Source organism: Legionella steelei (genome assembly GCF_001468005.1).
Classification (GTDB): domain Bacteria; phylum Pseudomonadota; class Gammaproteobacteria; order Legionellales; family Legionellaceae; genus Legionella; species Legionella steelei.
Map to the genome: position 1 here is coordinate 124,076 of NZ_LNYY01000001.1, position 13,140 is coordinate 137,215.

Genomic DNA, 13,140 nt, shown 5'->3' on the forward strand with positions numbered 1-13,140 from the left:
AAAGGAACTGTTATAATGCGCATAAATCTAAAAACACCAATATACTACTTATCGTTTTTACTGCTGGTTCTGTCTTATTTGTCGCTTTCTTTTGAAACCTCTTTAAAATCAGGGGTATTTTCCTCTTATGGCGATTTATTTACCCCAATAACCCATATTTTTTACTGGCCAAGGTTTGCGTTGCTACTAGGGCCTACACTTGTTTTGATTATCCTTTCTTCTGTTAAAATGAAGAATTATGAGTTTATTTTAAAAGGGTTTTTCCTTTTTACAGCACCAATTATTATAAGTAATAATATCAGTTTATTTTCAGCCCCTAATGTAATTCCCCATCTAAATCAGCCTAAACAATTCATACAGCTTTATTATTATGCTTCATGGATCAAATCAATAACTTGGATGGGGATTATTTTATTAGGTTTGATTTGGACTTTTCAAAAAGAACCACAGTCCTTAATGGGCAATAGAAATATGTTAAATGCTTAATGCAATTTATGCAAAAAAATGTGATGTTAACCTTATCATAAATTTAATTAAAGACTATCCCGAATTATCTGGGCGTAAGTTTTCGTACCATTGAACTTTAAACCCCTTCATAGGCTCTGACACTTAGTTTTCTTTCGGTATTAGTTTTTTATTCTTGGCAGATTGATGTCGTTTAATGAGCTCAATATCGTTGTATCGATCAGTAATAGCGCTTGAACTGTGGCCTGCATCATCACGAACATGTGCAACAGGCCGTCCGCGTATATTAATATCATCTGAAATGCCAGTATGCCTTAACCAATGTACAGTTGCAGATTCAAAACTATCTGCTTCTGTTGCAAACCCTGTTTTCCTTAAAGTTTGCATTGTTTTATCAAAACAATCTTGGACTAAACGACGAATATGCCTTGAACTCTTCATTCCACCGATACCTTTTTCTTTCGGCAACAGCGGGGTTCGATCATTGATCGAGGGAAGTGGGGTTAACTGCATACTGATACGATATCTCTTGAGTGCGTAAAGCATGTCATCAGATACTGCAATATCACGCATTTTGTTACCTTTCCCTACTGTTTTAAACCACCAGCAATTTTGACTATCTTTGTAAAAGTGACCCATTTCAGGTGTCCAACGGTCACTTGCGCATAATTCAGATATGCGTAAGTACAATAAATACAGCGCGGAAATAATAAATAGGGTACGCTCGTATTTGTCTGGTGCATTGATTGCCATTTCTTTCACCGTATCAAGACATGTTTGCCATTGTTTTTCACTCAATCGCATCACTTGTGCCTGATGCTGATGTTTTTGGGTGTATTTGTTTTTTTGCTTGATGAGGGTAATAGGGTTCAGCGATACTTTTTCCTCTAAAGCCAAGTAATTATAAAAACTGCTGAGTACTGTAAAAATCTCACGAATTGCTTTTTGTGATAGCTGATAATCTTGTTTATCTGGTTTCAATCCATTTTTATGGGACGCTTTGCTGATAGTGACAACAAAAGGACGCCATTCTGGATTGGGAACGCGCTCATCATTGCGCTTAATAAAACGTGATACCTTTTTAAAGCCAATCCATGATTTGGGAGGAGCAAGACAAAATTGAATGTAGTTTTCTATGTCTTGTCGTTTTAAATCGAGCAGTGATTTTTTCTCAATTAGCCAGGCCCATTGAATTAATCGTTCGACTTCTCGACGATACGATTCAAATGTGGCATTATTATTATCATATTGTTTTAAAAAATCGAGACAAAAAATTAAGTCATACGGCGCAAAAGATGGAGGTATAAATGTTTGCCAATTTTTTTCTTTAAGTTGTTGGCAGGTATCTATTAATGGTTGTGGTATAGGAATATTTGCCATGGTCACACTCTAATTTTGAAATGGATTAATAGATTATTTACGTCTTCGAATGCGCGCTATCATTAATATTTTCTTCACTGAATTCTGCTTCAAGTTCCGCAATGCTTGGCAGGTTTGATTTTAAGTTTTCAGGAATTGCTTTTGTTAGTTGATATTCAGAAACGCCTATTGGTTTTTCTATGCCTTTTAGAGCATATTCCGCAATGACTTTGCTTCTTGATTTGCAAAGCAATAAACCTATGGTAGGATTATCTTGTTCTGTTTTAAGATACTGATCAACCAAGTTGAGATAAAAATTTAATTGCCCAGCATGTTCTGGTTTGAAGCGAACCGCCTTCCATTCTATAACAATGAATGCCCTAAGTTTTAAATGATAAAAGAGCATATCTAGGAAATACGTTTCGCCATCAATTTCCATTGGATATTGGCTGCCAACAAATGCGAAACCCTTGCCCAGCTCTAATAAAAACTTGGTAATATGTGCAATAGAAGCGTGCTCAATTTCACGTTCAAGTGCATCATCATGAAGACCTAAAAAATCAAAATTATATGGACTTTTAAGTACTTCTTGCGCAAGTGATGATTGCGCCGCGGGTAATCGGTGTATAAAATTAGATGCTTTACTGGAGGGTAAAGCTTGAGATTGATATAAATTTTGATTAATATTTTTTTCAAGTGTTGAGCGAGACCAACCATTTTCAATGGTTTGACTTACATACCAATCACGCATGATGACATCAGTAACTCTTTGTATTAAAACAACAATATGCCCCCAAGGTAATTCGCGCACAGCTTGTGCGCGAATTTCATTTAAATCGGGATATTCCTCCGCAAGACGTCTCATTCGCCGAATGTTTGCTACCGAATAACCCCGGGTTTCAGGAAATAAATTCTGTAGATCTCGAGATAATGTTTCAATAAAGCCCGTTCCCCAAGATTTTTGCTTCTGTTTTTCAATTATTTGTTTGCCAATGTACCAATAGTGGTTGATAACTTCTTGATTTACAGCCAGTGCTGCACGGAATTGTGAGGACTTTATTTGAGTTTTAAGCGCACTTAAAAATGACTTATAATCATGATCGAGATGAAAAGTTATTTCTTTTGACATACTTGGTTCCTTTGTTGGGTTGACTAATCGATTACAATTCAATTTGTCTTCCAAGCACAAAATTTTTGCTCACTGTCGTGAGCGAAAGTTATACGACTACGATAACTTAATTTCAAAAACTTTCTGCAGCGGGTGTTGCAAAAAGTTTAATTACCAAATTAGATATCAATAATACTTAATTTTCAAATAATTGTAAACAGTCCAGTAGTATAAACTATTGGACTTATTGGCACTGCAACGTAGAATTGCTCATCCCTCCCCTATAAAAAAAGCGATATTTGCAGAAATACTGTTGGAAAATCAATCTTATAGTTGCTTTTGAAGTTTATAGAGCTTAGAAAAATTTATTCTTTCTGCGTTTTCTCTATTTCCAACCTATTTATAATGGCTTTTTTTATTGATGCCCCTAATTTGTCTGCTTCGGCCCTCAATGCTTCGCACCCTTCATAACCATGAAGCACGTCAAAAAAAAGCCAATGCTCGTCCATTAATACAAAATTTTGTTGTTCCTTTTTCATTTTTATCCTTGCATGAACCCAAGTATAATTGTACTTAATTTTTTGCGCTAAGATAATGGAGCGAATACATTTCACCCAGCTCACTTTATTACTCTTAAAGCGGCATGATAAATACCAGACAACCTTCTTGGCGTTGCTCCATCGAAAAAAATGCCATATAAATCATCAAAGAAAGGATTAGTTCTACGAATTTTCAGATTATTTAAAATTATAATTGCTTTACGCATGCGTTCATCATAGGGCTTGAGTAGACAGGATGATGATTTATATCCTAATCTCTCTGCCACACCCTCTATAGACATGGGGTTTTTTTCATGAATCCAATATAAAATTTAGTAAGGCAGGAGGATATAGGGGTTAATTCCATATAGCGCTGGTTTATCAGCATCAAGCCTTATAACCCTTATTCAGCAAGGCTTATAAAGCGAGCATTGATGGTTTCATCCTCTAACAGTAATTTCACAACCAATTGAATATCAATAAGTTTTTCTGATTTGCAAAATGTAAATGTACCAACATATTAAAATGTTGCCAACAGGATATAACCTTTTAATGGTCGAGTGGAATTGGTAAGTGTCCCTCGGTATGGCCTTACTGAGCTAATCCACAGCGCGGACATGTCAAATTTCGCAGGTGGCGTATCATGTGAATAATCAACCTCCCAATTATTATTAATTGATTATTCAATTCAACGATCGGCCATACCCATATTTTTATTTTTAAATTTAAGTAATCGTAAGCCATTAGCAACAACAATAAGACTAGCCCCCATGTCTGCAAATACGGCCATCCATAAGGTAGCTAAACCAACCAATGCCATAATAAAAAAAACAAATTTGATTGCGAGTGATAAACTAATATTTTGCCGAAGCACTCTTGCTGTTTTGCGGCTTAAATCAATAAATAAAGGCAGCATCGCTAAATCATCATTCATGAGAGCCACATCAGCGGTTTCCAAGGCGGTACCAGTTCCCTTGCCCATAGCAAAACTAATAGTGGCTTTTGCAAGAGCTGGCGCATCATTGATTCCATCTCCTACCATACCAACAGAGTGGTAACTAGCCAGTAATGCATTCATGGCATTAAGTTTCTCTGTAGGTAAGACATTAGCATTGACTTCATCAATACCCACTTCATTGGCAATGGCTGCAGCGGTAACGGCATTATCTCCAGTTAACATTACTGTTTTGATACCCCGTTGATGCAACGATAGAATAGCTAATTGGCTTGTTGGGCGAAGCGTATCAGCTACGGCAAAAATGGCTAACACAGCTTTAGTAGTACTTAAAATAACAGTTGTTTTTCCTTCTTTCTCTAACTGTTCCAGCTGTTTTTCGACATCAGAATTACAAACTCTATTATCTTCTGCTAGTTGATGGTTCCCTACATAGTACGGTTCGTTATTAATAATCCCCATAACCCCACGACCAGGAAGGGCTTCAAATTTACTTACAGTTGATAAAGTGCTCATCGGCTGCTCCTGGTGCCAGTATTCAACCAATGCATGGGCAACAGGATGTTCAGAATGACTGTCGAGACTTGCAGCTAAGAGCAATAAATCGCTTCTTTTATGTGTGTTTTGATAGTCTATAAAATCGGTGACTACAGGTTTTCCTTCTGTAAGAGTTCCTGTTTTATCCAGAGCAATGAGCTTTAACTGATAACCCATTTCCAAATAACTTCCTCCTTTTATAAGAAGACCGTAATGTGCTGCCGCAGACAATCCACTGACTACCGTAACCGGGGTTGATATTACCAGCGCGCAGGGGCAAGCAATCACGAGTAAAGTAAGGGCTTTATAGATCCATTCGTAAAATGGATACCCCAATAGAAGTGGCGGAATTAACGCAACTGCCACAGCGATTAATACCATAATAGGCGTATAATACTTGGCAAATTGATCAACAAATCGTTGGGTTGGCGCGCGCTCAGCTTGTGCTTGCTCTATTGCTTTACCAATTTTTGCTAATAGAGTATCGCCGGATTCTTTGCTTACTTTTAATTCAAGCGAGCCACGCTCATTGAGTGTTCCAGCAAAAACACTGTCGCCAACTTGTTTACTTATGGGCATTGACTCACCCGTTATGGGCGCCTGATTGACACTACTTTGTCCAGAGACAACAATACCATCTAACGGAATGCGCTCACCAGGTTTAACTCGGATAATAGTACCAGGTTTTATGCCCTCAACAGGTAATTTTTTCCATGTGCCCTTAGCTGTTTTAACAGTTGCTTCATCTGGTGCAATTTGCATTAGGCTTCGAATGGCTAATCGCGCTTTGTCTAATGAATAGCGCTCAATTCGTTCTGCCAATGCAAAAAGAACGGTCACCATCGCCGCTTCCGGCCATTCGCCAATGAGTATTGCCCCTGTAATTGCAATGAACATTAAGCTGTTAATGTTCAGAATTTTAGAACGTAAAGCAAACAAACCTTTCTTAAATACTGTTGGTCCACTGATTACTATCGCTGCTAAAGCCATTACCCCTACCCAAAGGGATTGCTCTATTTGGTATAAATAAGCCATTCCCTCGGAGATAAGGGCCAACATCCCTGCTGTCGTAATCCATAGCCAGGAATTATCATATCCTGTTTTTGCAGCGTTGCTGTTGCTAATACTGCTTTTGATACTGACACGCATTCCTAATGTTTCTATTTGTGCTTTAAGTGACTCAATGCTATCCAGATAATGATAAATAGTGACTTCTTCACCAATGAAATTGAAATCCATTTTTTCAATTTCAGGAATGGCTTGGAGTTGACTACGTATCATTTGCTCTTCAGTTGGACAATCAAGCCCAGCAACTAAAAACGTGGTTACGTTTGTAGGTTTTGTCATAACACGTTCCTTTATAATTTCTATATATCTATTAATACTAAAAGATTAATTCTTTAACTGGTGAGTTGATTAAATAAAAACATATTATTGATTTAGGTTTCATTTATTTTTTGCAGTCAAATAAACCATTGAAGTCACTTGATGAATCAAAGAATAAGCCACTTCAGAAGATACTAGCATTCATCAGAAAAGACTTTACTAAATAGTGACAACCTTTGAGTAATTTGCCTGCTTCTGCTAGGTTTATTGGTCGTGCCCTTCTGGCAAACGTGTAATTGCTGACCTTTGATTTCATCTCGTTTTTTCATCATAAAACATACGATATCGATGATCCAATTATCATTTGTTGAACACTGGATTTCCATTATGCCGTTAGCCCTATTACAAGAAATTTTCTTTAATAAAGATACGTATTTACAGAGCGCTTAGTACTCGTTCCAGTCGACTTTTTACTTCGCTAGCAACCTGATTGATTTCAGGATTGCCGACTAATTCTAATACTACTTGTGGATCCATAAATTCAACAAATACATTGGCTGAATTATCCTGTCGTACTACTACATTACAGGGTAGCAGCAATCCAATAGACGGCTCCTTCTCTAATGCATGATGGGCGAATTGTGGATTACATGCACCTAGAATCTGATAAGGGGGCATATCTTGATCTAACTTTTTTTTCAGCGTTTCGGACACATCAATTTTTGTAAGAACTCCAAACCCTTCTTTTTGCAATTCCATTGTAACTTTCTCAATTGCAAGATCAAAGGAGTACGATACTTTTTTTCCAAATCCATATTTGATGTGTTTCATTTTATCCCTTTGTTCTCTTTAACAGATAACTGTAGTTATTCATTTCCCCATTAAAGAATAATTCAATATATTTCTTATACAGTTTAGCATATTTTATTTTTTGATTAGATAGATAAGAGTCATCCCCTATAGTAAGGGGCTTGGGAAGCCAACCGATTTAAGTCTGACTAAGTTGGATTTTCAAATAAAATAGAATCCAACAGCAAATACAACATAAAATAGTCCAAAATATGATAACCGAAGACCAGTTAAAGCGCTTTTTCGTAACAGGAGGTATAAACCTAAAATAGATACTATGGTTATGACTGCTCCCCATATTGAAGCATTATCAAGAATCCATGGGGTGAAAAAAATTCCTAACGCACTAGGTACAGTAGCTTGAATCATCATTGCCCCACTGATATTGGCAAGAGCCAGTATTTGTTTTCCCTGGCGAGCCCATATTACGGCAGTCATAATTTCAGGGAGTTCTGTTGCTATAGGGCTTAAAAGTAAGGCCACCATCTGAGGAGGCAACCCAAGACTTGGGCCCGTGATTTGCAGCCAAAATTTGTTTTCGATGAACTCCTTGAGTGTTGTGAGCAACATAAAATCATTCGTCCTAAATATTCAACCCTACAAAGCATCAATTTGTCCATGCTCATTCCTTTTGAGTTTTCTCTGCACCGAACCTATTTATAATTAGCTCTTTTAATGAAACAATCAACTGCTCCACTTCACATACATTTCTATTAATCCGTTGAATCTGGGGCGGAAACGGCTTAATCAAAAGCCAATGCTCATCCAATAGTGAAAAATTTCTTTTTTTTCCACGTTCATTTTTTATCCTTCAACTTGATTAAGCCAATAAATTGCCAACTAACATTAACTGATTAAACCTAAATCATCTAGCCACGTATTTACATTGTAATTATAGAGAGTAGCTATACTGCAAATAACCATGAACCTCACCAAAATGAACCAACACCAAAGAGGTCTTGAAAGGTACATTATAAGACCTCTTCAGTGTTTACAAGGGTTATCTGTAAGTTTTATCTTTATTTGGCAGGAAAATTTAAACTTTAAATGGCATGAAAGTGACATGTTTAATGATGGATTATGTAAGCATCAAAATACTGCCAGTTTAGCAAGTTCTTTTAAACAGTCAGGCTTATTTTCTATATAAATAGAGGTGGTAATTGTGCTGGCATGCCCTGCTAAGTGAGATACAGATTTGATATTAACACCTTGTTCAATTAATCGAGTAATGAAAGTACGGCGTCCAGAATGAGAGCTTGCACCATAAATTCCTGCCTTATCGTAGAGCGACCTAAACCATTTTTGCAGCGTACATGGAGTAAATTCTTTTTTCCGCTGCGTTTGAAATAAAGGCTTATTAAGTCCGACACCCTCCATGTTTTTTAAATGATCGGTGAGTGCTGAATACACTTTTTTATTGGTGAGATAAACGTGGTGTTGTTTTTTTCCCACTGTTATTGAGCGTTTAAGGCAAATTTCATCACGAAGTCTGTATTGACTGTTGGCAACATCCTTAATGGTAAGCGATGCGATTTCTTTTACGCGCAACCCTAATCCAAACGAACAATATACAAGAGCAACATTGCGAATACTAGAAGATCCAATTTTTGCTGCAACGAGCAATTGCTCAAATTCTGCTTCACTCAAAATTTTTGCTTTATCTTTTTTTGTCATATAATCCTCGAATTAAAACAGATTAAGTATTACCAATTAACAAACATTCTCTTGCTGCCAAAACCACCTCGTTAGTGATATGTTGCAATTGATTTAACCTTAACAGTCGATCAATTTGCATAAATAAGCGATTTAATAATCGAAAATTACCATTGGTTATGCGCATAATAGAGGCCATCGCCTCATGATCAGAGAACTCATTAGATTTTAAGTTAAGTCCCAATTTCTGCCAGTTATGTTCCAACGTAAACAGCATCTCTTCCTTGGAAAGGGGTTTGTATTCATGAGAAAAACCTATCCGCGAATAGAGTTGAGGATATCTTGATAATCTTTTTTCTAAGCCAGGCATGCCAATAAATACGATGGCAATTCCTTTACGGTCATATAATGATCGTAATAATTCAAGTGAGGCCAAATTAAGTCGTTCCGTTTCATCAATAATAATTAGTTTGCAATAATTCTTAGATGATAATTTTAACGTTTTGATAAAATGCTCTTTTTCCTCTTGATTTAATTGGGTCTGCTCATTGATTCTCTTATTTGTCTGTGCGGCATGAACTACCCGATCAAAATTACAAATATCTTGATTTAAGGTATTCAACATTTGAAGAGAAGATAGTGGGGCGATAGGTGTATAAAATAGAGTAGCGCAGTTACTAAGTTCGGTAGGTATATGAATATTGTCTTCAATTGCGTATCCATTCGGGTTCGCGGACAAAATTAAATTATGCTTACTGTAATATTCTGCGGATTGCGTTTTTCCAACGCCGGGTGAGCCATAACATATCCCTATATATTTGTATTCGATGCAAGCATCGCAAAACTCCTCAAATCTTCTATACCCTTTTGTTTCTAAAAATATATTTTCAATAGCAGATTGTTCACTCATGTTCGTACCTCTTGATACCTACCTGTATTGACTTGTTATTTCGTTTAATAGTGGTAGTGGCCTCTATAGTTGAGGTTATTTTTGCGGGATTTTTCAACAAGGCGTCTACAATTGAGCAGCGATCCTTTATATTCTCTCGTAGCTCCTTTCTTCGATCATTTCTCGCTTGGACAATTTCTTTCAAACTTATTGTATCAGTGTCTAGATCCTGCGAAATTGCACGGCACAAAAAATTATTTTTGTGAAACACACGAATCTCTGCGAGATCTCTTGGATTATAACGGATGATGACATCCTCACCAACAAAGCCCGCCAGTGTAGTAGAAAAATAACGAAATCCTTGGAACTTTATACCATCTCTATGAACTCTTCTGGGTTTTGCTACTGTTAGTAATAACAAATCAAGTGCCTCTTGTGTTTCAGGAAGCTGAGGTAAAAAGTGATTGCTTTGCCATTTGATGAGTGGAGCTATCTTTGTTGTGCTATGTGGCTGATTGTTATATGCATCCAAAATAAAAGACTTTAATTTCAACTCCAATTTCTCCAGCGATAAGCATTCATTCTTTTTCACAGGAGTACCTTGTTGTACATACCCGGGTAAATCCTGAAGTACTCGCTGGTTAATTGTTCCAAAAAAACGTTCAATTTTTCCACGACCACAAGGTTTACCAATAGTTGAAAAAATTAACTGGATTTTCATTGATGCACAAACCTCTTCGATATGATGCGAAGTAAAATCGCAACCATGATCTGTATACATGATTTCTGGGATGCCACAAATAAGCCACTGCCTCTCATTTTTTATCCATATCGCCTGATGAAATGCTAAAGAAGTTTGCAGTGATGAGGGGGCATTGAAACTTAAATAATAACCAGCTATAGCTCTACTGTAATCATCCATTATGATGGTAAGCCAAGGACGTTTAATTCCACCACGATCATCAAGAATATAGATATCAAGCAAAGTATGATCAGCTTGCCATATTTGATTTGCTCTTAATGCTTCTCTGATGTAGAGAAGATCGTATTTTTGTTGATATGGTTTTATTCCTTCATGGGCGAGGCTGATTAGATCTGGAGAAATATTATTAATAACTTTTGAAACAACAGCATAACTGGGTATGGACAATCCGTTGTCCTGTGTATGGCGAACTATTTGTCTATGAATTGCGGCAACAGTACGTTTTGGTTTTTGTAGCGCCAGCCCCTCGATAATTTGCACCAAGCCTTCTGACAGCTCTCGATAACTTCCTTTATCATCACGAACTTTTAATTTTAATCCGTCTAAACCATTTTTCTTAAATTGGTTGAGCCATCTGTGTAAACTTCTAATCGAAATACGAGTCTCTTTTGCTATAGAAGCCAAAGTTGTTTTATCTTCCAAATATGGTTGAATGATCTTAAATTTTTCAAATGCACATTTACTACTCATATGTATTCATTCTCTTCTTTATAGGTCTTATTTTGCTTATTTAGATCAAATTTAATTGAATCTGGGATTAAAATGCCTTTAAGGTGGTTAATTATACAATTTGATGTCTATTTTGTATATCACAAAACGACCGTTTTTATGCACATGTTTTATTATCGTCTTACACTTTATAAATCTATATTAGTATGTATAATTAAATCTATTATTTAAGGTTAAACATTAACGGACTATTTTTTGAGTAAATTATGCCCAAAACTATTGCATATATTCGTGCTTCAACAGATAAACAAGATTTGAACAATCAAAAACTTGAGATTTTTGAATTCGCCAAAATAAATAAACTTGAAGTGGATGATTTTATCCAGATGACTATTTCAAGTAGAAAAACCACCAAAGAGCGCCGCATCGATGAAATGATCTCAGTATTAGATGATGCCGATACACTTATCGTCACTGAACTCAGTCGATTGGGACGAAGCACTGCGGAAGTCATAGGATTAGTTAATGAGTTAATTAAAAAAAAAGTGAGGGTGATTGCTATTAAGCAAAATTTGGACATGAAACAACATGACATGACATCAAAAGTGATGATTACCTTGTTTTCACTCTTTGCTGAGCTTGAACGTGATCTTATAAGTCTCAGAACAAAGGAAGCACTTGCCAGCAAAAAAATGCAAGGAATTCAATTGGGCAAACCCAAAGGAACAATCCAGAAAAGTAAATTTGATAAGGATAGTGATAAAATTAAAGAGTTATTGGCATTAGGGTTATCCGTCAGGAAAATTGCAACATTTTTGGGCTATAGTAATCATATTGGTCTTAATACTTATATTAAGAAAAGAGAGTTACGTTCAGCGGAAATGGCTTAGTTTATTGAGGGAGCAAGATGAAAGATATTATTATTCCCAGCGATGTATCTTTTAATGATCTTAAATTAACTACCTCAGAATACGTGAAAGACAACCCGACACGCTTGAAAGGTATCACAAGTCATGGTGCCTTTTAATGCAAACACCCTGGTTTCTCATCCCTTCCATTTTGCACCTGAGTATATTTGACTTTTCTCATGAATAGAATATAATAATAGATAAGTGGATCGGGGAATCTCGGTCGGCGTTAACGCCTCGGTGAAGATCGGGGCTTTTCGCTTTTTAAGGGAAACGTTTTAAACCCCATCCTTCTTTTTTACCATTCCCATTACGATAAAATTTTTTCTCGATTAAGTGATATGCTCTATTTTCCTGTTTTGGATCAAGTGTATATCGACCAATTGGGCGAGCAATTAAGTCGGCAAGTTGTAGGCCGCAAGAGTTTGTTTTTTTATCAGCTAGAATCATATCAAAAGGTAATCGCACTCCCCAATAATTGGAACCATCGCATACTCGCCTAAATTCCAGTTCTAAATCGTTATCTTCTTTTTTGCCTCTACATTCAAAGATAATATGTGTTCTAAGTTGGCCTTGTTGTTTTTCCTTTAAAAAAGTATAAATTCGCTCCAATCCAAAACCCAGTGCTAAATGATAAGGATTTGCTGGATCTGCATACTTATTTTTAAGAGATTTTTTTTCAATAACCATACTAATAACAGTAAATGGAGCGTCATTTATAAGCTCATTGAGATCGTCCATAAAAGTATGGCGGGTTTCTTCATTTACTAAAATAACAAATTCTTTTTTGGCCTTGCGAATATCATGTTCATGTAATAAAACCATATCATGACCAAAATAATTAAATTTAAATTTTTTTATAGCGGAACTAACAGTATGAGCATAATCCCGTTTATTAAAAATACAAAAAGCCAAAACGAAAACAGGGTAATTGGGATCAATTGATTCCAAACTATGATCGCCACTTTCATCTACATAAATGATATAATCACTAAATCCAGCATCCATAAAGCGTAGTTCCAAAAAGTCATTAAATATTTTTATACTAGGGGTTTGAGGTCCAGTGGTACGAAAACGTACGCTAAGGTTTAGAACCTAACCTCACCTTTGCTATCTCTTG

13 protein-coding genes are annotated in these 13,140 nt (G+C 36.3%); 2 read left to right on the forward strand and 11 right to left on the reverse strand.

All coding sequences use genetic code 11. The annotated features are described in order from the left end of the window. The first annotated feature begins 15 nt into the window (after positions 1–15). Positions 16–486: a hypothetical protein gene (locus Lste_RS00610; RefSeq protein ID WP_058509143.1), complete on the forward strand. Its 471-nt coding sequence runs from the start codon at positions 16–18 to the stop codon at positions 484–486. Between the two features lie 123 nt (positions 487–609). Here Lste_RS00610 and Lste_RS00615 read toward each other — a convergent pair whose 3' ends face one another. From Lste_RS00615 to Lste_RS00660, 10 genes are all read right to left on the reverse strand, one after another. Next, entirely contained in the window at positions 610–1,845 is a 1,236-nt protein-coding gene (locus Lste_RS00615) for a tyrosine-type recombinase/integrase (RefSeq protein WP_058509144.1), read from the reverse strand. A gap of 37 nt (positions 1,846–1,882) precedes the next feature. Continuing rightward, the gene (locus tag Lste_RS00620; RefSeq protein WP_058509145.1) at positions 1,883–2,953 is read right to left on the reverse strand and encodes a PDDEXK nuclease domain-containing protein; all 1,071 of its coding nucleotides are present in this window, start codon (positions 2,951–2,953) and stop codon (positions 1,883–1,885) included. Positions 2,954–3,297: 344 nt separating this feature from the next. Further along, complete coding sequence (locus tag Lste_RS19345; protein WP_193393365.1) at positions 3,298–3,471, reverse strand: hypothetical protein; 174 nt, start codon at positions 3,469–3,471, stop codon at positions 3,298–3,300. A gap of 80 nt (positions 3,472–3,551) precedes the next feature. Then, the gene (locus tag Lste_RS00630; protein ID WP_058509147.1) at positions 3,552–3,773 is read right to left on the reverse strand and encodes a hypothetical protein; all 222 of its coding nucleotides are present in this window, start codon (positions 3,771–3,773) and stop codon (positions 3,552–3,554) included. Positions 3,774–4,159: 386 nt separating this feature from the next. Then, positions 4,160–6,310 (reverse strand): heavy metal translocating P-type ATPase, encoded by a 2,151-nt coding sequence (locus Lste_RS00635; protein ID WP_058509148.1) that lies wholly within the window; start codon positions 6,308–6,310, stop codon positions 4,160–4,162. 414 nt (positions 6,311–6,724) lie between these two features. Then, positions 6,725–7,120, reverse strand: coding sequence for a DUF302 domain-containing protein (locus Lste_RS00640; RefSeq protein ID WP_058509149.1), 396 nt, complete (start codon positions 7,118–7,120; stop codon positions 6,725–6,727). A 180-nt stretch (positions 7,121–7,300) separates the two neighbouring features. Further along, positions 7,301–7,708 carry a hypothetical protein gene (locus Lste_RS00645; protein ID WP_083503882.1) on the reverse strand — a complete coding sequence of 136 codons (408 nt, stop codon included), beginning with the start codon at positions 7,706–7,708 and terminating at the stop codon, positions 7,301–7,303. A gap of 519 nt (positions 7,709–8,227) precedes the next feature. Then, on the reverse strand, positions 8,228–8,812 hold the full coding sequence (locus Lste_RS00650) for a tyrosine-type recombinase/integrase (protein WP_058509150.1): 585 nt from the start codon (positions 8,810–8,812) through the stop codon (positions 8,228–8,230). A gap of 22 nt (positions 8,813–8,834) precedes the next feature. Next, on the reverse strand, positions 8,835–9,701 hold the full coding sequence (locus tag Lste_RS00655; RefSeq protein WP_058509151.1) for an AAA family ATPase: 867 nt from the start codon (positions 9,699–9,701) through the stop codon (positions 8,835–8,837). Further along, positions 9,694–11,133: a Mu transposase C-terminal domain-containing protein gene (locus Lste_RS00660; RefSeq protein WP_058509152.1), complete on the reverse strand. Its 1,440-nt coding sequence runs from the start codon at positions 11,131–11,133 to the stop codon at positions 9,694–9,696. Before Lste_RS00660 ends, Lste_RS00655 begins: the two co-directional genes overlap by 8 nt. Before the next feature lie 245 nt (positions 11,134–11,378). Between Lste_RS00660 and Lste_RS00665 the strand changes: the two genes are divergently transcribed. After that, positions 11,379–12,002, forward strand: a complete 624-nt coding sequence (locus tag Lste_RS00665; protein WP_058509153.1) for a recombinase family protein — start codon at positions 11,379–11,381, stop codon at positions 12,000–12,002. A 282-nt stretch (positions 12,003–12,284) separates the two neighbouring features. Here Lste_RS00665 and Lste_RS00670 read toward each other — a convergent pair whose 3' ends face one another. After that, positions 12,285–13,028 carry a DUF3800 domain-containing protein gene (locus Lste_RS00670; protein ID WP_058509154.1) on the reverse strand — a complete coding sequence of 248 codons (744 nt, stop codon included), beginning with the start codon at positions 13,026–13,028 and terminating at the stop codon, positions 12,285–12,287. Between the last annotated feature and the right edge of the window lie 112 nt (positions 13,029–13,140).

Bases quoted from the DNA above. Each gene is read 5' to 3' on its own strand.
- Lste_RS00635 (WP_058509148.1), bottom strand. From the start codon at position 6,310: ATGACAAAACCTACAAACGTAACCACGTTTTTAGTTGCTGGGCTTGAT.
- Lste_RS00655 (WP_058509151.1), bottom strand. From the start codon at position 9,701: ATGAGTGAACAATCTGCTATTGAAAATATATTTTTAGAAACAAAAGGG.
- Lste_RS00645 (WP_083503882.1), bottom strand. From the start codon at position 7,708: ATGTTGCTCACAACACTCAAGGAGTTCATCGAAAACAAATTTTGGCTG.
- Lste_RS00610 (WP_058509143.1), top strand. From the start codon at position 16: ATGCGCATAAATCTAAAAACACCAATATACTACTTATCGTTTTTACTG.
- Lste_RS00650 (WP_058509150.1), bottom strand. From the start codon at position 8,812: ATGACAAAAAAAGATAAAGCAAAAATTTTGAGTGAAGCAGAATTTGAG.
- Lste_RS00640 (WP_058509149.1), bottom strand. From the start codon at position 7,120: ATGAAACACATCAAATATGGATTTGGAAAAAAAGTATCGTACTCCTTT.
- Lste_RS00665 (WP_058509153.1), top strand. From the start codon at position 11,379: ATGCCCAAAACTATTGCATATATTCGTGCTTCAACAGATAAACAAGAT.
- Lste_RS00615 (WP_058509144.1), bottom strand. From the start codon at position 1,845: ATGGCAAATATTCCTATACCACAACCATTAATAGATACCTGCCAACAA.
- Lste_RS00660 (WP_058509152.1), bottom strand. From the start codon at position 11,133: ATGAGTAGTAAATGTGCATTTGAAAAATTTAAGATCATTCAACCATAT.
- Lste_RS00670 (WP_058509154.1), bottom strand. From the start codon at position 13,028: ATGGATGCTGGATTTAGTGATTATATCATTTATGTAGATGAAAGTGGC.
- Lste_RS19345 (WP_193393365.1), bottom strand. From the start codon at position 3,471: ATGAAAAAGGAACAACAAAATTTTGTATTAATGGACGAGCATTGGCTT.
- Lste_RS00620 (WP_058509145.1), bottom strand. From the start codon at position 2,953: ATGTCAAAAGAAATAACTTTTCATCTCGATCATGATTATAAGTCATTT.
- Lste_RS00630 (WP_058509147.1), bottom strand. From the start codon at position 3,773: ATGTCTATAGAGGGTGTGGCAGAGAGATTAGGATATAAATCATCATCC.